22 protein-coding genes and 1 pseudogene are annotated in these 26789 nt (G+C 64.7%); 4 read left to right on the top strand and 19 right to left on the bottom strand.

Features of this window, described 5'->3' with window-relative positions:
• Positions 1-58: 58 nt before the first annotated feature.
• The 8 genes from QFZ33_RS06060 to QFZ33_RS06025 all read right to left on the bottom strand — a co-directional run bounded on the left by QFZ33_RS06060 (position 59) and on the right by QFZ33_RS06025 (position 9150).
• Entirely contained in the window at positions 59-1462 is a 1404-nt protein-coding gene (locus tag QFZ33_RS06060) for an MFS transporter (protein ID WP_307025740.1), read from the bottom strand.
• Between the two features lie 208 nt (positions 1463-1670).
• Positions 1671-2438: an SDR family NAD(P)-dependent oxidoreductase gene (locus tag QFZ33_RS06055; protein ID WP_307025738.1), complete on the bottom strand. Its 768-nt coding sequence runs from the start codon at positions 2436-2438 to the stop codon at positions 1671-1673.
• Between the two features lie 144 nt (positions 2439-2582).
• Entirely contained in the window at positions 2583-3551 is a 969-nt protein-coding gene (locus QFZ33_RS06050) for a 3-hydroxyacyl-CoA dehydrogenase family protein (RefSeq protein ID WP_307025737.1), read from the bottom strand.
• Positions 3552-3553: 2 nt separating this feature from the next.
• Entirely contained in the window at positions 3554-4036 is a 483-nt protein-coding gene (locus QFZ33_RS06045; RefSeq protein ID WP_307025735.1) for a ribose-5-phosphate isomerase, read from the bottom strand.
• Entirely contained in the window at positions 4033-5808 is a 1776-nt protein-coding gene (dhaL, locus tag QFZ33_RS06040; protein ID WP_307025733.1) for a dihydroxyacetone kinase subunit DhaL, read from the bottom strand. Before dhaL ends, QFZ33_RS06045 begins: the two co-directional genes overlap by 4 nt.
• Positions 5809-5869: 61 nt before the next feature.
• On the bottom strand, positions 5870-6865 hold the full coding sequence (locus QFZ33_RS06035) for a sugar phosphate isomerase/epimerase family protein (protein WP_307025732.1): 996 nt from the start codon (positions 6863-6865) through the stop codon (positions 5870-5872).
• A 302-nt stretch (positions 6866-7167) separates the two neighbouring features.
• Positions 7168-7899 carry a GntR family transcriptional regulator gene (locus QFZ33_RS06030; protein ID WP_307025730.1) on the bottom strand — a complete coding sequence of 244 codons (732 nt, stop codon included), beginning with the start codon at positions 7897-7899 and terminating at the stop codon, positions 7168-7170.
• A 177-nt stretch (positions 7900-8076) separates the two neighbouring features.
• Positions 8077-9150: an alkene reductase gene (locus tag QFZ33_RS06025; RefSeq protein WP_307025728.1), complete on the bottom strand. Its 1074-nt coding sequence runs from the start codon at positions 9148-9150 to the stop codon at positions 8077-8079.
• Positions 9151-9465: 315 nt separating this feature from the next.
• Between QFZ33_RS06025 and QFZ33_RS06020 the strand changes: the two genes are divergently transcribed.
• Positions 9466-10461, top strand: coding sequence for a patatin-like phospholipase family protein (locus QFZ33_RS06020; protein ID WP_307025727.1), 996 nt, complete (start codon positions 9466-9468; stop codon positions 10459-10461).
• A gap of 133 nt (positions 10462-10594) precedes the next feature.
• On the opposite strand, the gene QFZ33_RS06015 is transcribed toward QFZ33_RS06020, so the two are convergent.
• The 3 genes and pseudogenes from QFZ33_RS06015 to QFZ33_RS06005 all read right to left on the bottom strand — a co-directional run bounded on the left by QFZ33_RS06015 (position 10595) and on the right by QFZ33_RS06005 (position 14181).
• Positions 10595-11479: a hypothetical protein gene (locus tag QFZ33_RS06015; protein WP_307025725.1), complete on the bottom strand. Its 885-nt coding sequence runs from the start codon at positions 11477-11479 to the stop codon at positions 10595-10597.
• Between the two features lie 53 nt (positions 11480-11532).
• The gene (locus QFZ33_RS06010; RefSeq protein WP_307025723.1) at positions 11533-12207 is read right to left on the bottom strand and encodes a DUF6318 family protein; all 675 of its coding nucleotides are present in this window, start codon (positions 12205-12207) and stop codon (positions 11533-11535) included.
• A gap of 211 nt (positions 12208-12418) precedes the next feature.
• Positions 12419-14181: pseudogene (locus tag QFZ33_RS06005) on the bottom strand (purine-cytosine permease family protein).
• Positions 14182-14350: 169 nt separating this feature from the next.
• On the opposite strand from QFZ33_RS06005, the gene QFZ33_RS06000 reads away from it, so the two are divergent.
• Together QFZ33_RS06000 and QFZ33_RS05995 are read left to right on the top strand one after the other, a co-directional pair.
• On the top strand, positions 14351-14590 hold the full coding sequence (locus QFZ33_RS06000; RefSeq protein ID WP_373427331.1) for a pyridoxamine 5'-phosphate oxidase family protein: 240 nt from the start codon (positions 14351-14353) through the stop codon (positions 14588-14590).
• A gap of 26 nt (positions 14591-14616) precedes the next feature.
• Positions 14617-15042: a very short patch repair endonuclease gene (locus QFZ33_RS05995; RefSeq protein ID WP_307025720.1), complete on the top strand. Its 426-nt coding sequence runs from the start codon at positions 14617-14619 to the stop codon at positions 15040-15042.
• A 22-nt stretch (positions 15043-15064) separates the two neighbouring features.
• On the opposite strand, the gene QFZ33_RS05990 is transcribed toward QFZ33_RS05995, so the two are convergent.
• A complete protein-coding gene (locus QFZ33_RS05990; RefSeq protein WP_307025719.1) occupies positions 15065-15820 on the bottom strand; it encodes a response regulator transcription factor in 756 nt (251 codons plus the stop codon).
• Positions 15821-15921: 101 nt separating this feature from the next.
• On the opposite strand from QFZ33_RS05990, the gene QFZ33_RS05985 reads away from it, so the two are divergent.
• Complete coding sequence (locus tag QFZ33_RS05985) at positions 15922-17607, top strand: sensor histidine kinase (RefSeq protein WP_307025716.1); 1686 nt, start codon at positions 15922-15924, stop codon at positions 17605-17607.
• Between the two features lie 50 nt (positions 17608-17657).
• Here QFZ33_RS05985 and QFZ33_RS05980 read toward each other — a convergent pair whose 3' ends face one another.
• The 7 genes from QFZ33_RS05980 to QFZ33_RS05950 form a co-directional block, all read right to left on the bottom strand.
• Positions 17658-18206 (bottom strand): TetR/AcrR family transcriptional regulator, encoded by a 549-nt coding sequence (locus QFZ33_RS05980; protein WP_307031692.1) that lies wholly within the window; start codon positions 18204-18206, stop codon positions 17658-17660.
• Positions 18207-18538: 332 nt separating this feature from the next.
• Positions 18539-19741 carry a 5-methylcytosine restriction system specificity protein McrC gene (locus tag QFZ33_RS05975; protein ID WP_307031690.1) on the bottom strand — a complete coding sequence of 401 codons (1203 nt, stop codon included), beginning with the start codon at positions 19739-19741 and terminating at the stop codon, positions 18539-18541.
• A gap of 64 nt (positions 19742-19805) precedes the next feature.
• On the bottom strand, positions 19806-22037 hold the full coding sequence (locus QFZ33_RS05970) for an McrB family protein (RefSeq protein ID WP_307025714.1): 2232 nt from the start codon (positions 22035-22037) through the stop codon (positions 19806-19808).
• A gap of 53 nt (positions 22038-22090) precedes the next feature.
• Positions 22091-22378: a hypothetical protein gene (locus QFZ33_RS05965; RefSeq protein ID WP_307025712.1), complete on the bottom strand. Its 288-nt coding sequence runs from the start codon at positions 22376-22378 to the stop codon at positions 22091-22093.
• A 2-nt stretch (positions 22379-22380) separates the two neighbouring features.
• Positions 22381-22809 (bottom strand): acyl-CoA thioesterase, encoded by a 429-nt coding sequence (locus QFZ33_RS05960; protein ID WP_307031688.1) that lies wholly within the window; start codon positions 22807-22809, stop codon positions 22381-22383.
• Between the two features lie 59 nt (positions 22810-22868).
• Complete coding sequence (locus QFZ33_RS05955; protein WP_307031686.1) at positions 22869-24905, bottom strand: ABC transporter ATP-binding protein; 2037 nt, start codon at positions 24903-24905, stop codon at positions 22869-22871.
• 59 nt (positions 24906-24964) lie between these two features.
• Complete coding sequence (locus QFZ33_RS05950; protein WP_307031683.1) at positions 24965-26698, bottom strand: ABC transporter ATP-binding protein; 1734 nt, start codon at positions 26696-26698, stop codon at positions 24965-24967.
• Between the last annotated feature and the right edge of the window lie 91 nt (positions 26699-26789).

The raw sequence follows: 26789 nt of genomic DNA, 5'->3' as shown, positions 1-26789 counted from the left end.
TTCCTGCCTTTACTGGGTTACTAGGCGCTGGTGTTGCTGCGCCTGTGCGCGCTGCTGACTACTTTTCCAGCAGTGCCTGATCTTGGGCAGTGCCAGCCGTTCCGGTGGCGCTGGTTTCGAGCAGGTCGTCGGCCTTGTTCTTGAACTTCCGAGTGCCGATCATCATGACCGCGGCGAGGAACGGCAGCACGCCGAGTGCGTAGACGCCCATGGTGCCGGTATCCGAGGCGGTCACCTGGTTGACGGTGGTCCGCAGGATCGGGGCCACGAAGCCGCCCATGTTGCCCAGCGAGTTGATGAGACCGATGCCGGCCGCGGCGGCAGTTCCGGTGAGGAACGCCGTCGGGTATGACCAGGCGATGGGTCCGATGGAGAGGAAGCTGCACACCGCGAGGGTGATGAACACGATGCCCAGCGCGGGGAGATGGTTGGCGCCGGCCCAGGCGGAGCCGAAGATGCACAGGCCGGTGGAGATGAACAGCCCGGTGCCCCAGACCCGGCGGCGGATCACGGTGTTGGCGGCCTTGCCGATGAAGTAGCAGGCGAAGATGCCGAAGAACCACGGGATGGCGGCCATGAGTCCGACGGCGAGGCCTACCTTCTGCCCGGTCAGCTGCGCCACCTGCTGCGGCAGGTAGAAGGTGACGCCGTAGACGGCGATCTGGAGGCAGAAGTAGATGACCGTGAAGTACCAGACCTTGCCGTTCTTCATCGCGGCGAGCACACCGCGCGGACCGGTCTCTTCCTTGACGGTGTCTTCCAGGGCCATGACGTCCAGGAGCGCTTTCTTCTCGTCCCTGTTCAGGAATTTGGCGTCCTGCGGGCTGTTGATCAGGAAGAAGAAGGCGGCGACGCCGGCCAGCACGGCGAGCATGCCCTCGATGAAGAACATGACCTGCCAGCCCTGGACGCCGGGAACCTGGTCGCCGATGTTGATCAGCCAGCCGGACAGCGGGGCGCCCATCATCTGGGAGAACGGCTGTGCGAGGTAGAAGATGGCAAACATCTTGACGCGGACCTTGTTCGGGAACCAGGCGGCGAGGAACATGATGACGCCCGGGAAGAGCCCGGCCTCGGTCACGCCCAGCAGGAACCTCAGGATCACGAAGGAGGTCTCGTCCTGCACGAAGGCGAAGCAGGCGGAGACGATGCCCCAGGTGACGGCGATGCGTGCCAGCCACACCTTGGCGCCGAACCTGGTTAGGAGCAGGTTGCTGGGGATCTCGAACAGGGCGTAGCCGATGAAGAAAATACCGGCGCCGAGTGCGTAGGCACCTGCGCTAATGCCCTTGTCCGCTTCGAGGGCGGCCTCGGCGAAGCCCACGTTGGTGCGGTCCAGGAAGGCCACGACGTAAAGGATGACGAGCATCGGCATGAGCCGGAAGGACGCCTTGGAGATGGCCGATTTGAGGATCGGCGAGTCCAGCAGCTCCTTCGTGGTGGATGGTTTGGTGACAGTCATTCAAACTCCTCTTTGAGCAAAAGCGAGCAAATCAGGGCACTGCAGATGGGTCCGTTCGGGAGGAACTGGTCCCGGTAAATCAGGTTGGTGGTGCGAAAGACTCAGAGCGAAAAGGCGATGAGCAGCACGCCGGCAAGGCTGGCGAGGACGCCAATTGCCAGGTAGATCTTGCGTTCCCGGGTCCAGGAGCGAAGCATGGCTGTCCTTCTTAGTGCATGTAGAGGCCGCCGTCCACATTCAGCGTCTGGCCGGAGATGTATCCGGCGTCCTCGCTGATGAGGAAGGCGATGGCTGCGGCGATGTCCCGAGTGGAACCGACCCGGTTGACCACGAGGTCCCGGACCAATTCGTCCTTGCGTTCCTGGCTGAGGGTGCCGCCCATGATGTCGGTGTCGATGGGGCCGGGTGAGACGGCGTTGACCGTGATGTCGTACTCCCCGAGTTCGCGGGCGGTGGAGCGGGTCAGTCCGATCACGCCGGCCTTCGCCACGGAGTACGGGGTCTTGGAGAACGTTCCGCCGCCGCGCTGTGCGGAGACGGAGGAGATGTTCACGATGCGGCCAATGCGGTTCTTCGTCATGGATTCGGCGACGCGGCGCGTGGCGTAGTGGACGCCGTTGAGGTTGATGTTGAGCACGCGGTCCCACTCGGCGGCGTCGAGTTCCAGGTACGGGACCGGCGAGCTGACGCCGGCCACATTCGCGAGGGCCACGATCTGGGGCAGTTCCGCTTCGATGGAATCGATGGCTGCCCGGACCGATGCCTCGTCCGCGACGTTCGCGCCCACGCCGTGGGCCTTCACGCCGTACTGGCTGGCGATTTCCTTGGCCGTGGCCTGGCAGAGGGCGTCGTCGAGGTCGATGATGCCTATGTTCCAGCCCTGCTCTGCAAGGTAGTTGGCGGTGGCCCGGCCGATGCCGCGTTCCGAGACGGCTCCGGTGACGATTGCCGTGCGCTCGGACGGAAAAGTGCTCATGGATGTGCTCCTATGTCGTTTGCTGGACCGGTTGCTGCCGGCGGTGAACCGCCCCGGCCCGGCACGGGTGAAATGGGCAGCGCAACAGGAGGGCAGCTGCCCGGAGGCAGCGCCCACCTGCCGTGGTGCTTAGCTGATCGGTGCTTAGTTGATCGGCGCGGGGCCGAGTTCCTCGATGAGCTTCTGCATGGCGACGTAGGCCTTGTTGCGGTAGGCGATTAGCTCGGGGGTGCGCTCGGCCGGGACGTTCAGGAAGCCTGCGCCGGTCTTGGTGCCCAGCTTGCCTGCCTCCACGAGGTCCGTGAGGATCTTCGGGGTGGCGAAGCGCTCCGGGAAATCGGTCTGCAGCGACTTGTAGCAGAAGTTGTAGACGTCCAGGCCTGCCATGTCGGCGATGGCGAAGGGGCCGAAGAACGGCAGCCGGAAGCCGAAGGTGGTGCGGACCAGGGTGTCCACGTCCTCTGCCGTGGCAATGCCCTGTTCCACCAGCTGTGCTGCCTCGTGGAAGAGCGCGTACTGCAGGCGGTTGAGCACGAATCCGGTGACGTCCTTAACCACGGCGGTCTGCTTGTTGGCGGCGTGGACGAGGTCGCGAACGGTGCCAACGGTCTCGGCCGAAGTGCCTGCGTGCGGGATGATTTCCACACCGGGGATGAACGGCGACGGGTTGGAGAAGTGCACGCCGAGGAAGCGCTCCGGGTTGGCGACCGGCTGGGAGAGCTCCGCGATGGAGATGGTGGAGGTGTTGGAGCCGATGATGGCGTCCGGCCGGGCGGCGGCGCTGATGCGGGCCAGGGTCTGGTGCTTGATGCCGATGACCTCGGGCACCGCCTCCTCGATGAAGTCGGCGTCGGCCACGGCTTCCTCGATGTCCTTCGCGGCCCAGAGGTTCTGCTTCAGGATCTCGGTGGATCCTTCCGGGAACAGCCCGTCGGCCACGAACTGGTCGGACTCGGTGAGCAGGCGCTCGTAGTTCTTCTGTGCCACCTCGGCCGATACGTCGGCGAGGGCAACGCGGGCCCCGCCGAGGGCGAGGACCTGGGCGATGCCGCCGCCCATGTAGCCGGATCCGACGACGGCGAACTTGCGTGAGCTGGTGGGTGTTTCGGTCATGTTCAGTCGGCCTTCGTGTAGTCGGGTTCGTACGAGCAGATGGCGTCCACCTTGGCGGCGGAGGAGGAGTTTTCGTCGAAGCGGTGCTCCAGCCATTCGCCCACCAGCTTCTTGGCAAGTTCCAGCCCGATGACGCGCTGGCCCATGGTGAGGACCTGGGCGTTGTTGCTGAGGACGGAACGTTCCACGGAGTAGCTGTCGTGCGCGGTGACGGCGCGGATGCCGGGGACCTTGTTGGCGGCAATGGCCACGCCGAGGCCGGTTCCGCAGATCAGGAGTGCGCGGTCCGCGTCGCCGTCGGCCACCTTGCGGGCGGCAGCGACGGCGAGGTGCGGGTACGCGGTGGAGTCGTTGGCCGCGACGCCAATGTCCTCGACGGAGGCAACGCGAGGGTCCGCCTCCAGCAGGGCCTTCAGTGCTTCCTTGTATTCGACGCCGGCCTCATCGTTGCCAATGACAATGCGCCAGCCTTCTGTATTGCTCATTCCGTTGCTCCTTTTCCGGCCGTCGAGGCCATGTGGGACGCGGCCGGTGTGGAATCGGCTGCATCAGATGCGAGGTAGGTGGCCACGCGCTCGGCAATCAGTCCGAACGAGACTGCACCGGGGTCCGGGTGGCCGAGGCTCTTTTCAGCCAGCGGGCGGGCGCGGCCCTTGAGGGGGCGCAGGTCCGCGGTCCGGCGGGCCGCTTCGTTCGCCGCGGCAGCGGCGGTGGTGAGCGCATCGCCCAGGGAGGCGCCGCCGTCGAACGCTTCTTGGAACGCGTCCCGGAACGGCAGGAGGGCGTCCACCATGGTCTTGTCCCCCGGCTCTGCCTTGCCGAGTTCGGTGATGGCGTTGCTGAAGGCGGACACGGCTGCGTTCGCATCGCCGGCGGCGTAAGAATCGCGGTTGCCCAGCGCGAGGCCTGCGGCCATCACGGCCGTCCCCCACAGTGCGCCCGAGGTTCCGCCCGCGCGCTCGCTCCAGGCCTCGCCTGCGGCGGTGAGCACGCGTTCAGCCGAGGCTCCGGCTGCTGCATTCTGCTCGCCGGCCGCGGCAGCCGCATCAACGCCGCGGCGCATGCCGATGCCGTGGTCGCCGTCGCCGGCAATCGCGTCCAGGTCGCCGAGTTCCGCTTCGTGTTCGACGACGACGTCCCGCACCTGGGCGAGGACGGCGGCTGCCAGCCGGCCCAGGTTAGCGGACGCCGCCGTTGCCTTTTCAGTGTTCTCGGCGGCCGTGTCTTCGGCACTGGATAGTTCGCGGCGGGCGCGCGGCGCGGTGTTGCCCTTGCGGTAGGCCGGGGTGTCGGCCGGCGCGCCCCAGAACTGTTCGAGTTCGTCGTCGAGCCACAGCAGGGTGAGCGAGAGCCCGGACATGTCCAGGCTGGTGACGAGCTCGCCGCATTCCGGCTCCACGACGGTCAGGTTGGCGGCGTTCAGGAGCTTTTCGATCTTGCCGAAGAGGAGGAACAGCTCGTCGTACTTGACCGTGCCCAGGCCGTTGACGATGGCAACCACGCGGTCGCCGGCGCCGTCCGGCTTGTCCTCGAGGAGCCGGGACACCAGCAGCTCGGCAAGCTCGGACGCGGTGGGCATGGGGTGCTCGGAGATGCCCGGTTCGCCGTGGATGCCCAGGCCCAGCGACATCTGCCCGGCCGGAACGTGGAACAGCGGCTCGGACGCGCCGGGCAGGGTGCAGCCGTCGAAGGCCACGCCCAGTGAACGCGTGCGGTGGTTCGTCTTAATGGCGAGGCGCTCCACCTCGTCAAGGCTCAAGCCTGCTTCAGCCGCGGCGCCCGCGATCTTGAAGACCGTCAGGTCACCGGCGATGCCGCGGCGCTTCTCGATCTGGTCCAGCGGGGCGCTGGCAATGTCGTCCGTGACCAGCACCGTGCGCGTCTCGATGCCCTCGGCGTTGAGACGGAGCTGCGCCTGGCCGAAGTGCAGTACGTCGCCGGCGTAGTTGCCGTAGCTCAGCAGCACGCCGCCGCCCGCGTTTGCCGCCTTGGCCACGCGGTAGACCTGGCCGGCGGCCGGCGAGGCGAACATGTTCCCGCAGGCGGAGCCGGCGGCTAGGCCGGGTCCGACCAGGCCTGCGAAGGCGGGGTAGTGGCCGGAGCCTCCGCCCACCACAAGTGCCACCTGGCCGGCGGGGATCTCGGTGGAGCGGACTACGCCGCCGTCCACGCGCGCAACATACGCGCGGTTGGCGGCGACGAAGCCGTCAAGCGCCTCATCTGCGAAATCAGCGGGATTGTCGAAGATCTGGGTCATGGTTCCTCATTGAATCCGGATTGGTTGGTCAGTTTTGGCGGGTTTCTGGTGCCGGGCGTCCCTAGTGGGCGACTACGGCGGGTTGCTGACGTCCCTGCGCCACCTGGCTTTGGCCGAGGGCGTAGCCGTCCTTCTTGGGCAGGACATGCCGGCGCAGGTATTCCTGGTTGCTGGCCGTCACGGAGAGGCCGTCGCCGCCGTAGTGCTCGGTGCATAGGATGCCCTGGAAGCCCACGGAGAGAGCCACCTTGAATGCTTCGCGGTAGTTGATGAGGCCGTTTTCCATGGGAGCTGGCATGGCGACGTACATGTCGCGGGCCACGTCCTCGTCACGGATGTAGTTCTTCATGTGCCAGTAGTTGGAGTACGGCAGGGTCTTGGCAACCATTTCCCGCCAGTCCTCGATGGGCCGGTGCAGGCGGATCAGGTTACCCAGGTCCGGGTTGAGGCCCACGTTGGACAGGCCGATATCCTGGACGAACTGCACGGAGGAGTCCGCGGTACCGATGTAAGTGTCCTCGTACATCTCGAGCGAGAGCAGGACACCCGCCTCCGCGGCGTGCCGGCCAAGTTCCTGGAAACGGGTGACGGCGTTGTTCCAGGCTTCCTTGTTTCCGACGGGGTCCTTGTGACCTTCGACGGTCCAGAACCAGAGCTGCTTCTGCTGTTCCGGGGTTATTGCCTGGTGCAGGCCGAAGGAGACAACTTCGCAGCCGAGCTCAGCGGCGGCCTCGATGGTGCGGTGGCTGTAGGCCAGGTTGTCTTCCCATTTGCCCTCCTGGATCACACTCCGGCGGATGGCGGAGATGACCGGGATCCCGATACCGACGTTGTCAGCCGTCTGCTTGAATTCGGCGAGGCGTTCCTTGCTCAGGTCGCCGGGACGGACCCAGCTGTCGGTGAGGTCGGCGTTGGCAAAGCCGGCTTCCTTGACCTCGGTGAGCACCTCGGCCCAAGCCGAGGCGTCGGCGTCGTTGATGTCGGCGCCTTGGGCGTCGACGCCCGGGAACTGCAGCAGGGCCGCGGTGATGGGCCAGTTGTCGGCGGTGTAAGCCATGGTGTTCACTCCCTTGTGGAATCCTGTTTCCTATAGGATTTACTATCTCGTAGGAGTTGTCAAGATCACACTCCCCGGCGCAGGTCGCGATACCCAGCCATCGAAGATCCTATAGGGATGCCTCCAGCATGTGAAGGGCGTCACGCCCGAGGCATCAAGTCGTTGCATCTTCCAAGCTACGCCTCCCCCAACTGAGTAGCAGCAGAGGGCGTTCCCAACGCTGGGAACGCCCTCTGCTGCTACCTACATGGGGTGTGCACGGTGCTGACGGGTTGCCGCCTCGCCTACGGCGGCGGCCGCTGCTACTCCTCCGGGGCGTCCGCCATGGCGCGTTCGCGGACCTTCTGAATGTGGGCGGCCATGGCGGCTTCAGCCTTCTCAGGATCGCCGTTGGACAATGCGTCCAGGACGGACTGGTGCTCCGCGATGGCGTACTCGGCGTCTGTGATGCCTACGCCGCCGAAAAGCCGGAAGCGCTGGATCTGTCCACCTAGCGCAGCGTAAGCACCTAGGAGGAACTGATTATCAGTCTGCTGGGCAATCAGCTGGTGGAAGCGCTCGTCGGCCTCGAGGTAGTCCTTGTACTCGGCAAAAGACGGGCCGCGCGGTGCGGACTTGAGATCGGCGACTGTCTGTTCAAGCTCGCCGAGGCGGTGCGGGTTCAGGCGCATGCAGGCCAGACGGGCGTTGACCGGCTCGATCGCGAGGCGGGCCTCCATGAGATCCGCGAAGTCCTCGCGGGTGAACACCGGCGCCACACGGTAACCCTTGAGCGCCACCCTGCGGACCATGCCGGTGTGTTCCAGGCGAGCCAGTGCCTCGCGGACCGGGGTCGGGGAAACGTCCAGTTCGCGGGCAGTTCCGTCAATGCTGACGGCGGCACCGGGTTCCAGCCTGCCGTCCATGAGCGAGGCCAGCAGCTCCTCATAGACGTGGTCGGCCAGGACCTGACGGCTAACGGTCCTGCCTCCCTTGCGCCCGGTCTGATCCTCGGGCCGGTTGCCGGCGCGGGTGCCGTTGGACGCTTTCTGCATGATCAGATCCTATAGGGACGCTTCAGGGAAGACGGCAAGGTAGTCCCGCGAATGACACGCCGGGCGGCGTCTCACCACTGCCGAGACCGTTCGGGTGCCGGTTAAACCACTGGAACCGCCCGGCGAACGGGCGGTTCCAGTGGTTACTAACGAGACTGGGGACGAGCAGCTCCAGGACTAGGCCGGCTGGTACACCGGGTAGTCGGTGTAGCCCTTGGCGCCCTCGCCGTAGAACGTGGACTGGTCCGGCTCGTTCAGCGGCAGGCCCTCGCGCCAGCGGCGGGCGAGGTCGGGGTTGGCGATGGCGGGCCGGCCCACCACGACGGCGTCCGCGTGGCCGTCGGCCACGAGCGACAGGGCTTCCTCGCGCGTGGTGATGACGCCGAAGCCGGTGTTGACCAGGAACGTTCCGTTGAAGCGTGACCGCAGGTCCTGGACCAGGTCGCCGGTCGGCTCGGCGTGCAGGATGCTCAGGTAGGCCAGGTCCAGCGGTGCGATGGAGTTGACCAGTACTTCGTAGGTTGCCCGGACGTCTGCGGCATCGGTCTCTTCGATGCCCTGCACGTTGTGTTCGGGCGAGATCCGGATGCCGACGCGATTGGCGCCCAGCGCCTCCACGACGGCGTTCACTGTCTCAATGACGAAGCGGGCGCGGTTTTCGGGCGAGCCGCCGTAGCTGTCGGTGCGGACGTTGGTGTTCGGCGCCAGGAACTCGTGGAGAAGGTATCCGTTGGCGGAGTGCAGCTCAACGCCGTCGAACCCTGCCTCAATCGCATTGCGCGACGCGGTGACGATTTCCTCGCGGACGACGGGCAGCTCGTCGGCGGAGAGCTCGTGCGGCACCGGGTGCGGCTGCTTGCCGTTGTAGGTCCGTGTCTCACCTTCGACGGCAATCGCGCTGGGGGCCACGACGCGGTGGCCGCCGTTGATGTCCTCGTGCGAGACGCGTCCACCGTGCATGATCTGGGCGAAAATCCGGCCGCCCTCGGCGTGGACTGCGTCGGTGACCTTCTTCCAGCCGGCGATCTGCTCGGGGGTCGCCAGCCCGGGCTGACCAGGGTAGGAGCGGCCGGCCGGGCTGGGGTAGATTCCCTCGCTGACGATCAGGCCGAGCGATGCACGCTGGCGGTAGTGCTCCACCACGAGCGGTCCGGGGACGCCCTCTTGGCCGGTACGGACACGCGTCAACGGTGCCATGACGAGACGGTTGGGAAGTTCGAGCTCGCCGAGAGTCAGCGGGGAAAACAGCATGCGGAGTCCTTTCAGAATGCATCAGGTTCACGAGCTGTAACTGCCTAGCGTGTGCAACTATTCCGGGTGTGGCGGAGTTCACCAGCCCAAGCAGCGGACGGTGGCGCGTTCGACAGCGATACGGCAGCCGGCTTGATGCCCATTGCGCACCACGACACTGGTGTGCGATCATTCCCGTGATCGTGAACTATCGGCAGGAGGTGAGACCCATGAACGCAGTATCCGCACCGGGTGCTCCCCTGCAGTCCAAGATCGCGCGGCTGAGCTAGTCGCCACCGGGAGCGCCTAACTGGCAATTCGCGAAAGGCGACTCCCATGAACACAACACCTTCTTCAACTCTGAACACCACCTTGACGACGGCCTCCGACCGGCCGACGTCCGACCAGGATCAGCCGCAGGTCGACGCCACAAAGCGGGTGCGCGCCGTGGGCGAGCGAGCTTTGGTCCTTGGTGGCGGCGGATCGACAGGCAACGCGTGGTTGATTGGCGTCATTGCTGGCCTGTTCGAGGCCGCGCTCGATGTGACCGACGCTGATCTGGTCATCGGGACGTCGGCCGGATCGACGGCCGCGGCCCAGATAGCCGGAGCGACCCCGGGCGAGCTGTTTGCCGCCATCCTTGCCGCGGCACCCCAGCAACGGACCGGTCCCGTCGGATCCGACGGTGGACGCGTTCCGATCAGGTCGGCGGCGGACCACATGGAGAGAACGGGCGCAATCATCGCTGCCGCCGAGGATGCGGCCGACATGCGCCGCAGAGTGGGCGCGGCGGCACTGGAAATGGATGCGTCGTCGGACGGTTCCGGGCAAACGCGGTGGCGCGCTACCGTCGCCGCCCGGCTTCCCAGTCAGCTTTGGCCGGAACGGCGGATGCTCATCACGGCCGTCGATGCCCTAACCGGTGAACCGGTCGTGTTCGACCGCCATAGCGGGGTCGACTTGGTGGACGCAGTCGCCGCAAGCTGTGCCAGTAGCTTCGCCTACAGGATCGGCGACAGCAGATACATCGACGGCGGCTACCGATCCAACGCCGACAATGCCGATCTCGCAGCCAGATACGCACGGGTGCTGGTGCTCTCGCCATTCGGGGGCAGAACACGGACGCCGGTGGGCTGGGGCATGCATCTCGCAACACAGGTCGACGAGCTACGCGCACGCGGCAGCAGAGTCGAAACGATCTTCCCGGATAGCAACTCCGAGCACATGTTCGGCGCCAATGCGATGGATCTGTCGCTGCGTCCGCCCGCTGCTCGAGCGGGTTCCAACCAAGGCAGAGCCCTTGCCGAACAGCTCACCGCGTTCTGGCGCTGACGCTCTCGAAATCAGGTGACTCGGCAGGCGTGACGCCCGTCGACGTTGGCGATCACTATCTCGCCCGAGTCGTACGGGTCGCCAGAGTGTCCACGTTGAGCAGGGGCGCGAATTCAATGCTGTCACCGGCCTTTCATCCAGCTGAACCCGGGCAGCCCTCACCCCGCGGATTGGTCAGACAGTCGTCCGCGTAATTCCGCGTTACCGAGCGCCAAACGCTCACCGTCTGGGCCGGAGAGCTGAACAGGCCTTGATTCGGGATGGGAAGAGCCGGCCCGCCGTTTACAGAGTAGGTTCCCTGGAAGTAAGTGGTGAGGACGACGTTGAAGTCGCCGATCACTGCATAGGCGTGGCTGGTCCGGGTCTTCTCACCCCAGCGGTCCTGCGGGAGCGGGCCGCCCATGGTGGTCGTGGGGCCTAGCGATGTCCCGTCACCGTAGTTCCAGCGGTACTGGACAGGTTTGGCGATGATGTGAATTTTTTGGGCCAGGATGGTGATGTCGAATAACTGCTCTGTGGCTTTGGCGTAGAAGTTGGTCTCGGCGCCACGGAGAGTATGCGGGCTGGGCTGCGCGGTCAACGTTCCCGGGATGACGGGCAGCCTATCGAATTCCTTCTGAATGCGAGCCGCGATTCGGGGCAGAAGGTCTTCGGGGTTCCTGTCGTAGAGACATGTGGGGCCGCCGCCATTCCCTGTCCAGTCCGTCCAAGTAGGATTCTCTACCGACCTAGGGGCGACCTTCCAGATCACCGGAACGCCGGGCTTGCCATCGGCTCTCGGTGGACACACGCGCTGCTTTGCCAAGCAATCAATAGCTAAGTTGCCGTCGTCCACTTGACACTGCGGAAAAGCGTTGTATTGGTTCGGGTCGCTATTGACGTGGCCCAGCGGTGCCGGAACAATCTCCCCGGTTTCCTCATCGCGCCACCAGTTGGTTGCGTTGACGTCGATGCCGGTGTCTTCAAAGCCGACAATCGGAGTTCCGTGAGCGTGAGCTGCGCTCGTGTAAAGGGTCAAAGCTACGAGTAACAGCGACATCGCCAGACAGGTCCGCCTCACGCGCCCCATGATCAGCGAATTAGACCGAGGTCTATCACGGTCCAACCCGACGAACCGAATTTAGCCACGGCCTGGGATCCGGTATTGGTTTGCTTGGTCACGTCGGGGAAGGGCGTCCCATCCGCTTTGTAGATGGTGATCTCCTGTTGAATGACTTGTACTGTCGCCTGCTGCGACGTTGCCCCTTCTTTGTATAGCCCACTCACCGACGGAGTTTGTATTTTGCCTCCGACAATCCATTGTTTACCTTGCCACGCATTTTTGATGTTGTCCCGGAGCCCATTGCAAAACCGGCAGTTGGGACCGCTTCCCGCTTCCATCAACTTAGAGTTACCGGTCTCATAGGCGTAGGAGAGGGCCTGAAACCAGTACTGGGTAAACGCCTCCAACCCCTCTTTCGTATTCTTGTCCGCCAAGGCTGGCTTGACCGGAACGGGGACGTTCTGCGCTCTCCCCTTGGCGTCGGCAGGCCTGTACACCGGCGTCGGCTTGGGCGTGGGAGTGGCACTACGCGTCGCAGATGCCAAACCGGAAGCGGACTGGTCTGGCGACACCACGGCCGTGGCGGTAGGACCAGCCTGCGGGTCCCCACCGCCGCTACAGCCACTGACTGCAATGACGGACACAGCGACGGCGGAGATTAAAGGCAGACGGAGGCGTTCAGAAATGCAGGTACGAGAAGTCATGCGCTAATCCCCCCGGATAGGTTTCAAGACATCTGTGTCCGAACAATGGTTAAAGGGTAACTGAGGTCACACTTTTCGGCTCAAAGTTATCCACAGCCCCATAAGCGCCGCGTGAACCCCCAGTGCGCACACAAAGCGGGTCCGGTGAGATTCTCACCGGACCCGCTTCTGTCCCCGTAATGGCGCCACCATCATGGTGCCCTACGTGGCCCTACCCCCGCGGCTGCGCCGGCAGGACCAACTCCCCCGTCTTATCCGCGGACAAGGCGAGCGATGAAACATACTGGGGTTCGCCGTCAGGCCCGTCCTGGGCAGAGCGCACCATGTCAGGACGTTCGAACTCAATCCCGGTCACGTGGCAGAGCAGTTTGGCGTCGCTGGGGTTCCCGTCGGCGTCGAACATTGGCAGGTCAATACCGTCGTCCGAACGGCGCAGGTAGTACTTGCCCTTGGTCAGGACCGCCAGAACCGGCGGCAGGACCAGCGCCAGCCCCACCGCGAAAATCGGCGAGTACGGCTGGATGCCGGAACCAAAGGCACCGAAGAACACTGCGATGGACACCCCCGCAGAAACCAGCATGGACACAAATCCCACCGGATTCACGGCATGCAGCATGCCGCGCCGGAATTCGGGGGTCTTCGGTGAGATCTTCAGGACGTACTTGTTGATGGCGATGTCCGCGGCCACCGTCACCACCCAGGCCATGGCGCAGTTGGCATAGAAGCCCAGGATCGTATTGAGGAAGTCGAACATGTTGGCTTCCATCAGGATCAGCGAAATCAGCAGGTTAACCGCCACGAACACCATGCGCCCGGGGTAGGTCTTGGTCACGCGGGTAAAGCTGTTGGTCCACGCCAGCGAGCCGGAGTAGGCGTTGGTGACGTTGATTTTGATCTGGGAAATGACCACCAGCACCACGGCGAGGCTCATCGCGAGCCACGCCGGCATCATCTCCTCGTAGACGCCGAGGAACTGGTGCACCGGCTCATTCGCTGTGGCCGAGGCCGCCGGATCCAGCTTGGCGATCAGGTAAACGGCAATGAACATGCCCACGATCTGCTTGATCGCACCGAAGAGAACCCAGCCAGGCCCGGCGAGGATCACGGCACGCCACCACGCACCCTTGTTCTCGGCGGTCTTGGGCGGCATGAACCGCAGGTAGTCGATCTGTTCCGCGATCTGCGCCATCAGTGACAGGCAGACGCCGCGGCCGCGAGCATGACCGATGCCAGGTTGGTGCCCGCAGCCCCGGAACTTCCGGTGTAAGCGAAGAAGTCATCGATACTGCCGGGGTGGGACACCAGCAGGTAGCCAACCGGAACCACCATGAGGAGCAGCCACAGCGGGGTGGTCCACACCTGCAGTTTGGCCAAAGTGTTCATCCCGTAAATGACGAGCGGAATGATGATGATCGTCGACGCGGCGTAGCCCAGCCATTGCGGAATTCCGAGGCCCAGTTCGAGGCCCTGCGCCATGATCGATCCCTCCAGCGCGAAGAAGATAAACGTGAAGGTCGCAAAAATCACGTTCGTCACCACGGAACCGTAATAGCCGAAGCCGGAACCGCGGGTAATCAGATCCAGATCAATGTTGTAGCGGGCCGCGTAATAGGCGAGCGGAAATCCGGTGGCAAAGATAATTATGGCGGCCACGACAATCCCGAGAATCGCATTTACCGTGCCGTAGGCAATCCCGATATTCGCCCCAATCGAGAAATCAGCCAGGTAGGCAATTCCTCCCAGCGCACTCGTCGCCACCACGCCGGCGCTCCACTTGCGGTAGGAACGCGGCGCGAACCGGAGCGTGTAATCCTCCAGGCTCTCCTTCGTGGCGGTCATGGCGTCCGTGCTGCCGGCCGCTATTTTGCCGGCCGCGCGGGGCCGCTTCGTCTCCAGCCCGACGCCGGCACGTCCGACGGCGGAACCGCCGCCCGGGTTCTCCAACAGTTCGTCGTCCTTCAGGTCATTCGTCATGAGGCATCCGCTTTCGTCACCGGTTTGTCTTCGCCGACGCTAGTCACGCCGTGCGACGGCACGGTTCCGGACGTATTACAGCGATGTAAAGAAACCAACAAGACCGTCAAGCCACAGCTCGCCCCGTGCCGCATAACGGCGGTTACCGGGAAAATCCGTCCACACTCCTATCGTTTTTAATGACAGGGTCCTTTTCGAGACGGACGGCATCATGTCGGACCAGGCGTGGTCCGTGGTGCTCCGCGGCACGGCCCGTGTCCTGAGCAAGTCAGCCGAGATTGCCGAGGCTGAAGAGTTGGGGCTCGCATCCTGGGTACCCACGTTGAAGGACTTCTACGTCGAGATCGATTCCGGCTCCGTGAGCGGCTGGCACTTCAAGCTTGGCGAGCAACCGGAGCGCGATTTCTAGCAGGGCTGCCGGCCTAGACTGGAAATATGGCGGACCGGCTGACACCTGAGCAGCGCAGCTGGAACATGTCCCGGATCCGGGGCAAGAACACGAAGCCCGAACTGCTGGTGCGCAGCCTCCTGCACGCCAAGGGCTACCGTTACCGCCTGCACGGCGCCTCGCGCGGCACCAAGCTGCCCGGCAACCCGGATCTCGTTTTCGCCGGCCGGCGCAAGGTCATCTTCGTCAACGGCTGCTTCTGGCACTTCCACGACTGCAAAGTGGGCCAGCACGCCCCCAAGGCCAACGCCGAATTTTGGGAAACGAAACGCACCCGCACGCGGGACCGTGACGCCAGCCAGCGCCGTCAACTCGAAAACGACGGCTGGGAGGTGCTCACCGTCTGGGAGTGCGAACTCAGGGACCTGTCCGCCGTCGAGAAACAGCTGGAGCTGTTCCTCGCGGCCGGTTGACCCAAGTTAAGCGAGGCTCAGCTCAGTTCTCAGCCGGAGCCAGCCGGTAGCCCACGCCGCGGACGGTCTGCAGCCAGCGCGGATTCTGTGCGGAGTCGCCGAGTTTCTTCCGCAGGTTGCCCATGTGCACCTCAACGGACCGCTCGTCCGCCTCGCTGATGTAGCTTCCGACGTCGTACGGTTCGTCCCGCAGGCGGCGCACCAGATCCGCTTTGGTACGGACCATGCGGCCCGCCTCGAGCAGGGCATGCAGCAGGTCGAACTCGGTGCGGGTCAGACTCAACTCCTGGCCGTCGACGGCGACGGTCCGGGATTCGTAGCTCAGGTCCAGGCCGTTGTGGGTGTACTTCCGCCCCTCGTTCGCAGCGGCGGAAGGCGTGCCTGCCTCTTCGGCGAGATCCGGCGTCGAACGCGGACGCCGCATCATGGCCGCAACTCGGGCACGCAGCTCGCGCGGACGGAACGGCTTGGTGAGGTAGTCGTCCGCGCCCGACTCAAGGCCGATCAGGGTGTCCAGCTCCTCTGCGCGGGCGGTGAGCATGACGATGTAGGCGTCGGAGAATTGGCGGATCTGCCGGGCGACTTCAAAGCCGTCGATGTCCGGCAGTCCGAGGTCGAGCGTGATGACCGCCGGGTCCAGTTCCCTTGCGGCAATTACGCCCTCGGCTCCGCTGCTTGCGGCGCGCACGTCAAAACCGGCCTGCGTCAGAACAACGCGTACCAGTTCGCGAATGTCATGGTCATCCTCGATGACCAGTCCCACGCGTGTATCACCCATCGCAGCCCCCTCAGCCCGCTACATCCCGTCTGCATTATAGCTCGCGACAGATATCCTGCTCCTATGCGTTTCTCACGCCCCGTCCGGATGGACCCGCGCCCATGAGCAGTATCGCCTGGAAGGATTCCTCCGGCCGGATCCTGCTCTTCCGCCGGCCCTTCCACGAGTATTCCCTGCGGGTCAGGGTGATGCTGAGCCAAATGCCGCTTTCCGTGACGGCAGGAATCACAGCTTTTCTAATTCTGGCGTTCTTCCCTGACACGCTGCTCCATCCCCTTTTCATCAGTTTTCTGCTGTCACAGGCAGTAATACTGATCCTTTGCTACGCCGTGCCCTGGCACCGGCTGCCGTATCCGTCTTTCCTGGTAATACCTCTCCTGGACCTTGTGTCGATCTGCCTGGGCAGGGAAGGTGGCCAGGACAGCCTGACGGGACTGAGCCTCATGGCCGTATTTCCGGTCATCTGGCTGTGCGCCTCCGGGCTGTTCCCCAAAGCCGCGGTGGCACTATCCTTCTTCGGTCCGTTGGGAATCATCTGGGTGCCGCTGTTTCTCCACGGTGCTGTCTCCGGCCAGGACCTGGCGCGCTCCTTCCTGCTGCCGGTGATGATGCTGGGCATCGGCGTTACCGTGTCCGTCATGACGCTCAGCATGGTCCGGCAGCAGCGGGACCTGGAGGAGCAGCAGCGCGACCTGGAGGAAAAGGACTCGCTGCTCCGTGGCGTGCTATCGGGAAGCAAGCGCCAGGAACGGCTATTAAATACAGTCCTGGACACGGTGCACCTGGGTGTCCTCGCCGTCGATGCGCAGGGCAATGACATCCTGATGAACCGCAAGCAGCGCAAGCATCACCAGCTGGCTTCGCCGCCTACCATCGGCGATCCCAACGAATCCCAACTGCTGGTGTTCTCCGCCGACCGGACCACCCTGGTCCCCGTCGACCAGCGGCCCGTCCGGCGCGCGGTCCTCGGCGAGGAATTCACAGACTACCTCGTGTGGCTCGGAGCGGGCGCCGAACAGCGCGCCGTGTCCACTAGCGCGAGGCCCATGAAGGACCAGGACGGGAACTTCGCCGGCTCCGTCATTGTCTTCAGCGACGTCACCGAACTGGTGAATGCCCTGGCTGCCAAGGACGATTTCGTCTCCAACGTCTCCCACGAATTCCGGACCCCGCTCACTTCGATTCTTGGTTACGTCGAGCTTCTGTTGGACGACGACGACGACCTCACCGACTCCCAGCGTGGCCCCCTGGAAATCATTCGGCGGAACTCGGAGCGGCTGCTCACGCTGGTCTCGGACCTGCTCTCCAGCCGCAACGGGCAACTGCTCGTCACCCCGAAGGCCGTGAACGTGGCCGAGCTGGTGCGCACCAGCGTCACCGCCGCCCTGCCGCGCGCCGCGGAATCCGGCATTCACCTGCGCGCCGATGCCCCGGAGAAGCTGGAGGCCCACATCGATGCCGCTCGTATCTCGCAGGTGTTGGACAACCTCGTATCGAACGCCATCAAATACTCTCCCGATGGCGGCGACGTGGTGGTGTCGCTGCGCGCTGACGACGGCCACATGATGTGCAGCGTGAGCGATACGGGCATGGGGATGAACCAGCAGGACCAGGAGGAGGTCTTCGCCAAGTTCTTCCGCTCCGCAGCCGTCCGCAATTCGGCGATTCCCGGCGTCGGGCTGGGGTTGTCCATCAGCAAGGCCATCGTGGAAGCCCACGGTGGCAGCGTTTCGCTGCACAGCGAAGTCGGGAAAGGCACCACATTTACGTTTGCCGTGCCGGTGTAGAACTGAGTTCTTGACCGCGGCGTTTGACGGGTGGCTGCCTCTTCTGCGGGTTACGCCCGGTGGTCCTCGATTAGCCAGCCGGCCAGCCGGCGGGCGCGCCGGGCGGCGTTAAGGTCGCCCTCCGCCGCGGAGATGATCGAGCCCTTCATGAGGATGTGCCAGGACCGGGAGAAGTCATCGGTCCGCTGCAGCCCGGCCTCGTCCGCGAGCTGCTTCACGTGACTGCGGATCTTGGCGAGGTAGTTGATGCTGGCGCGTCCTAGCGGATGCGAGGCGCCCATCTCCAGCAGAACGTTGATGAAGGAACAGGCTTCAAAGTCGGTGCGGTGGAACCAGTCGGAGAAGACATCGAAAATGGCAAGCAGCTGTTGTTCGGGGGTGTCCGCCCTGCGCCGGGCCTCCCCCACAATGGCGTTGACGGTCCACACCTGGTCGCGTTTCTCGAGGAACGCCAGTACGAGCTCGTCCTTGGAAGCGAAGTGGCGGTAGAAGGTGGCCTTTGCGACGCCGGAGCTGCTGATTAGTTCATTGATGCCGACGTCCCGGACGCCACGGCGGGCAAAGAGGTCATAGGCCGCGTTGACGATTCGTTCATGCATGCTGACAGCACCGGACGCCGCAATCTCCTCGCCATGCGTCCGGCCTCCCGATGTGAGCGGGACACCCGGCGTGGCGGCCGGCTGCGGTCCAGTCTGAAGCCCTCCGGAAGGAATTTTCCCGGCGCTCCACGGCTCGGAGCTGGGTACCTCTGCCATTACAACCAGTCTAGCTCAAAATGCGAGACAGACCTGTCTGTCTCGCGGTACTGTTCATGCAGATCAGTGCAATGTTCGCAGCAGCAGCCTTGGCCCGTTCAGAGCTCGGGATTGAACCAGAAAGGTTCGGAGTTGTACGGTTCGGAGCTGCACCGCGAGCCGGAGGATCCGCAGGACTAACGGCCGAGGCTCGCCTGGCGCACCACTTCTCCCCAGGACTGCTCGGCAAGGTCGGCGACCGCTGCCAGGATCTCCGACGGCGGCAGCGAAAGATCCAGCGGAAACTCGACGATGTCGATGTCGGTGTTGAGGATCCGCCGCAGCTTCACCTCACCCGCCCCCGCGTAGACCAGCCAGGCCGTGGGCACGCGCAAGGCCGTGCAGTAGGCCAGCATCTGGAAATGGTCCGCCGACAGGGATGCGCCCTGGTCGGTGCCCGCGCGGTACTGGGCGTCGTACACCACCACCGGCCGGCCGCCCAGCAGGTGCACGGCGTCCGGGCACACGGTCAGCCGGTCAGAGTCCCGGACCGCCTCGTTCAGCAGCGCGTTGTACTGCAGCCTCATCTCGCCGGGAAAGGCCGCCATGGCCCGGCGCAGCGCCGCGCCGACGAAATCCTCGAATACCTTGCCCATGTCGACGACGAAGGACGCCGTCTGCTGCTTGCCCTCCCCCGCCTCCGCGGAAGCATTGCGCAGGATCACCTCGGAGAGCCTCAGCGCCGAGTGATAACGGAGGTTCATCCGGCTGGCCCGCCACGGCGGAAGCGGAGCGCCCGCGTGGAGGCGGGTGACGCCGTCGAGCTTTCCCTTCAGCTGCCGCACACGGCCCAGCACATCCGGGCGAACGCCCGGGACGCGCGACATGCGCTCGAGAGCGGCACGCAGGATGCGGTTCTCTGGGATGTCCTCGGTGAACTCGTCGTAGGACACTTCCAGCGGCACGAGCATCCCGGGTCGGCGGGATATCTGGTCCGAGATGCGGATGCGGCCCTTGACTGTGCGGAGCGACTCGTCGACGGTAACGTACCCCTGCAGGACGCCCCGCTGCAGGGCACGTTCGGCGAGCTGCACCAGCGACGCAGCCAGGGCGCTCCACAGCTCGGCATCCTCGTCCGCCGCCACGGTGTCGTCGCGGAAGCCCTGGTCCCCGGCGTAGCTCAGCAGAAAGAGCAGCCGGCTGAGCCCGAGCCGGTCCTTGGGCCGCACATCGAGCTGCACCCGCGGAGTGCGCACGGACCCCACCATGCCGACGGGCTCGATCCGGAACAGTCCCATGCCCATCGGCGTTGCCTTGGCCAGGCCGCTGGAGTTCAGGAAGGCGGCGCTTTCGGCGTCGAGCTTCTCCACGGTGCCGCCGGAGAGTTCGTCCAGAACGATGTGCCGCGGTGCTTGGGCAGCAGCCGCCGCCGCGGAGCCGGCAGTTACACCGAAACCGGCGCGGCTAGCGAACCGCAAGGCGCCCCAGCAGCTGGTCCAGCCCGAAGCGCTCTTCCAGTTGGGCCCGGTTCAGCTGCCCGTGGTAGTGCTCCTCCAGCAACGGCATGAGCTCGTACTTCCAGATCCGGCGAAGACCGGCTGGGGTCTGCGCGGCCTTCTTCATGAAGTAGGACGGCCCGATCATGAGGTCCCGGTCCCACTCGTCGATGGCCTGGTTGAGCGCGTCGAGCAGGAGCGCCGGCGTGGTGTCCAGCTGCCTGGCCTCCAGGAACCTCAGGAGGGACCCCTTCACCGGCTCGGTCTGCGGGTGCAGTTCGATGAACGCGAAGCGGCGGCGGATCGCCGCATCCATCATCGCGATGGAGCGGTCCGCGGTGTTCATGGTGCCGATGATGTAAAGGTTGTCCGGGAGCGTGAACGGCTCGTTGGGGCTGTATTGCAGGTAGATCCGGTCATCCCGGTATTCCAGCAGGAAGTACAGCTCGCCGAACACCTTGGCCAGGTTGGCGCGGTTCATCTCGTCGATGATCAGGAAGTAGGGCTTGGACTCGTTGCCCGGTTTCGCCGCCTCCTCCGCGAGCCGGCGCAGCGGCCCGGCCACAAGCTTGAACGAAACCTGACCCTCGTCAGTCTTGTCCGGCCGATACCCCTCGAAGAAGTCCTCGTAGGCGTAGGACGGGTGGAACTGGACGAGCTTCACCCGCTCGTCGGTGCTGTCCTGCGCCAGTTCGGCGGCGAGGTGCTTGGCGAGGTAGGTTTTGCCGGTTCCCGGCGGGCCGTACAGCACCAGCTGCCGGTTCTCCTCCAGCAGATCGGCGATCTCCTGCAGCGGTTCCAACTCCATGTGGAGGGAGTCCGCGAAGGCCTGCGTTAGCGGACGGAAGCCGCCGAGCACGGGGAGGGCTACGGTGGCCGGTGACTCATCGGCGTCGGGCTCAGTTTCCGCCTCGGCGGGCAGCAGCGCCTGCAGTGCCTGCACCACCCGGGTGACGTCGACGACGATGCCCGGCGTGGCCAGCTGGCGCTGGATGTGCCGCGGCAGGTCGGTCACGGCGTGGGCTTCGTCGAACCAGCGCACCTTGCGGCGCATCCGCCGGTTGTCCCCGTTGTGGTCCGGCTCCCCGAGCACGACGCCGATCCGGACGGCTCCGGCGTTCTGGTAAAGGGCGAAGTCGCCGGGCTTCATCACGGTCAGGAAGGCGAAGACGGCGGTTTTGGTGTCCTCCCGCTCCACGTAGCCGAGGTGCTTGTAGTCCTCGTCCACGGCGTGCTGGACCAGCCCGGCGGTAACGCCGGCGTCGAGCAGGCGGAGGTGTTCGACGTCGAGCGTCACCTTCTCCTCTGCCTGCCAGGCAGCCAGGAGCTCGGCGTTGTCGTGGTGGGTGCGCAGCAGCCAGGCGCGGCGGCCCGGATCCCCGACCTTCCGCCACTGGCTCACCAGCTGCCGGGCGTACCAGTCGATGCGCTGGCCGGCCTGCTCGTCCAGGTGCAGTCGGATGCGGTGGATGTCGGCGGTGATTTCCTCCTCGCTGTCCCCCTTGGCCCCGCCGACGAGGGAGGCGAAGGCGTCCCTGATCTCCTGGCGTTCGATGTCGGCCACCACCGGCTCAAAGTAGCTGGGCCAGGCGAGGTATTCGATGCTGCGCCGGATGGCCGGCTGGTCCTCGGGAGTGCCGGCCGCCAGCAGGTGGAACGCCAGCGGATCCTTCAGCGCCTTATTGATGACGGCGGTGGACTGCCGGTCGACGTAATGCACGAACCGGCAGAGCCATTTCAGGTGGTCCCAGATGGTCCAGTTGAACTCGGCAGTCCGGTCGCGGATGACGCCGTGGTCGGTCATGCCCTGGTAGAGCTCCTCCGGGAGCTCCAGCGGCGGCTCGAGCCAGGACGCCGCCTCGGCGACCCGCGCCCGCTTGACCTTGAGCGACTTGACCTCGTGCGCCAGCGGCAGGGACTGCAGGAAGAGGAGCTCCACGGCCAGCTGCTTCGCTGAAGGGGAGGCGTCCGCCAGGTTGTGCCGCAGGTTGGTCATCATGGGCGCCTTGGCGTCCGCGACTCCCCGCTCAAGCCGTTCCAGCAGTTCCGCGGCGGCCTCCGCCGTCCACGTCTGCGTGCGGCCGTCCAGCGCCGACGGCCTGCCCTGCAGCCCGGCGCCGAGCACGAACCACGCGGCGTCTTCGATCTCTTTGGAGATTCCGAGGGCGCGGTGCATGGCAGGCTTTGGGGCGGGGGTCATGCGTTCAAATTTACAGGGTTAACCTGAGCACCAGCACCATGGTCGGCCCGAAGCTACTTGCCGGTAACAGGCGGCAGCGGCTTCCGGCCGAAGGCGAAATAGCATCCCGGACCGATGAAGTTGACAAGGGTAGCCAGCCGCCAGAACATCTTGGAGCCGCGGATCTGCTCGGCGGGCCGGCGCGAAAGGTCGCGCTGGGCCGCGGCCAAGTAGGCGAGCTGCGCGGCTCCAATCCCAATGGTGCCGATGCGCGCAGCGGGCGGAAGTTCCTTCCAGGACTTTTTCTTCCGTGCCGCTTTTTTCGTTCCCACGTTCCACGTTCCCACGCGCTTCGTTTCCACGGTCAATGCTCCTTGCGCTCAATGAAGGGCTCCAGCAGCTGCTTCTGCTCCGGAGTCAGCCGCAGTACCCTTCCGGTGGCTTCATCGACAAAGGCCAAGTGGCTTGAGGCCTTCACACAATCGTCGCCAGTTACCGGGTCCTGCACAAGGTAGTGAATGTCGAAACTCGCGCCCTTGACGGCCCCGACCCATACCTGGACCGCCGCCGGAACGTTGCGGTACTCGAGGGTCTTCACGTACCGGATCCGGTGGTCCACCACGAGCGCCATGGTCCCCTTGGGAACTTCGTTGAACAGCGACACGTGGGGATTTATCCCGGGCAGCCCGGCACCGGCGGGCGGGCCGAAGGCGGCGATGCGCGCCTCCTCCAGCATGCGGACGATCTGCACGTTGTTGATGTGCCCGTAGGCGTCCATGTCCCCCCAGCGCATGGGCACGAGTACCTCAATGCGCCGGGGGTCCGGGTGGCCGCCTCCGGGGTTGGCGGCGGTCAGCTGTACACCGCCGTCGAATCGTCCACGGGAGTCTCCTCGGCGTCCCCGCCGGCGAACTGCGACATGTACAGCCGGTAGTAGGCGCCCTCGGCGGCGAGGAGGGTCTGGTGGTTGCCCTGTTCCACGATCTTGCCGTTCTCCATGACCAGGATGGTGTCGGCGTCGCGGATCGTTGAAAGGCGGTGCGCGATGACGAAGCTGGTCCGGTCCGTGCGCAGGGCTGCCATGGCCTTCTGCACCAGGAGTTCGGTGCGGGTGTCCACGGAGCTGGTGGCCTCGTCCAGGATGAGCAGCGACGGGTTGGCCACGAAGGCGCGGGCGATGGTGATGAGCTGCTTTTCACCTGCGCTGACGTTGTTGCCCTCCTCGTCGATGACGGTGTCGTATCCCTCGGGCAGCGCCCGGACGAAGCGGTCCACGAATGTGGCCTTGGCCGCTGCCATGACCTGGTCCTCGGTGGCGTCCAGCTTGCCGTACCGGATGTTGTCGTAGATGGAGCCGCCGAACAGCCAGGCGTCCTGCAGCACCATGCCCACCTTGGAGCGCAGCTCGGCCCGGCTCAGCTGGGTGACGTCCACGCCGTCGAGCGTGATGGAACCGCCGTTGAGCTCATAGAAGCGCATGACCAGGTTAACGAGGGTGGTCTTGCCAGCACCGGTGGGTCCGACGATGGCCACGGTGTGCCCCGGCTCCGCCGTGAAGGACAGGTTTTCGATCAGCGGCTTGTCCGGCGTGTAGCTGAACGTGACGTCTTGGAACTCCACGTGGCCATCTGTCTTGGCCGGCAGGTGCCGCGTGGCGGTCTCGGCGTCCTGCTCATCCGCGTCCAGGAACTCGAACACGCGCTCGGCGGATGCCACACCGGACTGCAGCATGTTGGCCATGCCTGCCATCTGCCCCAGCGGCTGCGTGAACTCGCGCGAGTACTGGATGAAGGCCGTGGCGTCGCCAAGGCTCATGCTGCCCGAGGCGACCCGCAGGCCGCCCACGACGGCGATGCCGACGTAGCTGAGGTAGGAGACGAACTGCATCACGGGGAAGATGATGCCGGACACGAACTGCGCGCCGAAGCTGGCCTTGTACAGGGCCTGGTTGCGCTCCTCGAAGCGTTCCAGCATGTCGGCGTCGCGGCCAAAGACGCGCACCAGGTCATGCCCGGAGAAGGACTCCTCAATCTGACCGTTCAGCTCACCGGTGTTCTTCCACTGCGCTGCGAACAGCTTCTGGCTGCGCGCGCCGATCACGCCGGCCGCTGCGCCGGACAGCGGCAGTGCAATCAGGGCGATTAGGGCAAGCTGCCAAGAGACGATGAACATCATGATGACGATGCCGACCACCGTCAGCACTGAGCTAATGAGCTGGGCGAATGCCTGCTGCAGCGCCTGCTGCACGTTGTCGACGTCGTTCGTTACCCGGGAGAGCACGTCACCGCGCTGGCGGGTGTCGAAGTAGTTCAGCGGCAGCCGGTTGAGCTTTTTTTCCGTGTCGTCGCGGAGCTGCCGGATCACCTTCATGACGATCCTGTTGAGGACGTAGCCCTGGAGCCACAGGAAGATGTTGGCCACGAAGTACATCAGCAGCACGGCCGAAATCAGGACGGTCAGCTTCTGGAAGTCGATGCCGGTTCCGGGCACGAGCTCCATCCGGGAGACCATGTCCGCGAAGTTGTCCTGGCCCTGTGCCCGCAGTCCCTCGACGAACTGGTCCTTGCTGACGCCGGCGGGCAGCTGTTTGCCCACCACACCGGCAAAGATCACGTCCATGGCCTGGCCCAGCACCTTGGGAGCAATGACATTGAGGATCACCGAAACGATCACCATGCCCACCACGACGTAGATGCCGGCGGCTTCCGGCTTCAGCAGGCCCATGAGGCGCTTGGCGGACGGCCAGAAATACTGCGCCTTCTTGGCCGGCATCGCACCGAACATGCCGCCGTCGGCCTCGCCCGGCTTGTACTCCTCCTCGACGAAGTCGTCGTCTTCGAGGACCGGAGCTTCCGTGGCAGCCTGGCTCTGAAGCTTCGCTCCATCCATGCTGGCGCCGGGGTCCTGGCTGGTGCCTGGGATCTGGCTGGTGCCCTTCTTGTCGGCGCTCATGCCACTTCCTCCACGCTCAGCTGGGACTCAACAATTTCCTGGTAGGTGGGCGACGTTTCGAGGAGTTCCTCGTGCGTACCACGGTCCACGATCCTGCCGTTGTCCAGCACCAGGATCTGGTCCGCTTCCGTGATGGTGGAGATGCGCTGCGCGACGATGATGACCGTGGCGTCCGTGGTGGTGCGCTTGAGGGCGGCACGCAGCCGGGCGTCGGTGGCGACGTCCAGTGCTGAGAACGAGTCGTCGAAGAGGTACACCTTGGGTTTGGTGACCAGGGCGCGCGCGATGCACAGGCGCTGGCGCTGGCCGCCGGACACGTTGGTGCCACCCTGGGCGATGCGCGACGCAAGCCCGCTCTTCTTTTCCTTCACGAAACCGTCGCCCTGGGCCACATGCAGAGCATCCCAGAGTTCGTCGTCGGTTGCCTCCGGCTTGCCGAAGCGAAGGTTGTGTTCGATGGTTCCGGAGAACAGGTAGGGCCGCTGCGGAACGAGGGCCACCCGCTTGGTGATCTCCGCCCGGTCCAACTGGCTGACCGGGACGCCGTCGAGGAGCACTTCGCCGTCGGCCACGTCGTAGAGGCGCGGCAGCAGTGACAGCAGGGAGGTCTTGCCGGCCCCGGTGGAGCCGATGATGGCCACCGTCTCCCCGGGCCGGGCGGTGAAGCTGATGTTGCTCAGGACCGGGGCTTCGGCTCCAGGGTAGGCGAACGTGACGTTGCGGTACTCCACCACGCCCTCCAACTGTCGGGGCGCGACAGGCTGCTGGGGGTCGTGGATTGACGGTTCGACGTCGAGCACCTCGCCGATGCGGTCTGCGCAGACAGACGCGCGCGGAATCATCATGGCCATGAAGGTGCCCATCATGACCGCCATGAGGATCTGGAGCAGGTACTGCAGGAACGCAGTCAGGGAGCCGACCTGCATGTCGCCGGCATCCACCCGCTGGCCGCCGAACCAGAGCACGGCGGCGGTGGACAGGTGCAGGATCATGCCGATGGCAGGGAACATCAGGACGAACAGTGCACCGATCTTGAGCGACACGTCCGTCAGTTCCTTGTTGGCCTGACCGAAGCGCTCCGTCTCATAGGGTTCCCGGACGAAGGCACGGACCACGCGGATGCCGATGATCTGTTCGCGCAGGACCTCGTTGATGCGGTCGATCTTCGTCTGCATGGAACGGAACAGTGGCATGAGGCGCACCACGATGTAGCCCACCACCACAATGAGAATGGGGACCGAGACCCAGACCAGCCAAGACAGGTTGATGTCCTCGCGCAAAGCCATGATGATGCCGCCGACACACATGATCGGCGTGGACACCATGAAGTTCAGGCCCATCAGCACCAGCATCTGGACCTGCTGGACATCATTTGTGCCGCGGGTGATCAGGGTGGGCGCGCCAAACGCATTCACGTCCTTGGCCGAGAAGCTGGTCACCTTGCGGAAAACCCCTCGGCGAAGATCGCGGCCCATCGCCATGGCGGTCTTCGACCCGAAGTAGACGCCAACAATGGCGGTGCCCACCTGGAGGAAAGCCACGAGGAGCATGACGGCCCCAATGCGCCAGATGAAGTCGGTGTCGCCGCGGGAGACGCCCTCGTCAATGATCTGGGCGTTCAGGCTGGGCAGGTAGAGCGCCGCAATGGTGGATGCCAGCTGGAATGCGATGACAGCCAGGATGTACGGCAAATACGGTTTGGAGTAACGCCGTATGAGGGTGACGAGCATGCTCACGGATCCTTCGGGAGAGCGCGAATGAGTTAAGAGAAGTAATAGCAGACGAGTCTGACAGCCCGAGCCTTCCAACTCTACGAAATCT

Source organism: Arthrobacter globiformis (assembly GCF_030815865.1).
GTDB classification, from domain to species: domain Bacteria; phylum Actinomycetota; class Actinomycetes; order Actinomycetales; family Micrococcaceae; genus Arthrobacter; species Arthrobacter globiformis_B.
The sequence above is the reverse complement of the archived record's forward strand: the minus strand, read 5'-3'. Positions and strand labels throughout refer to the sequence as shown.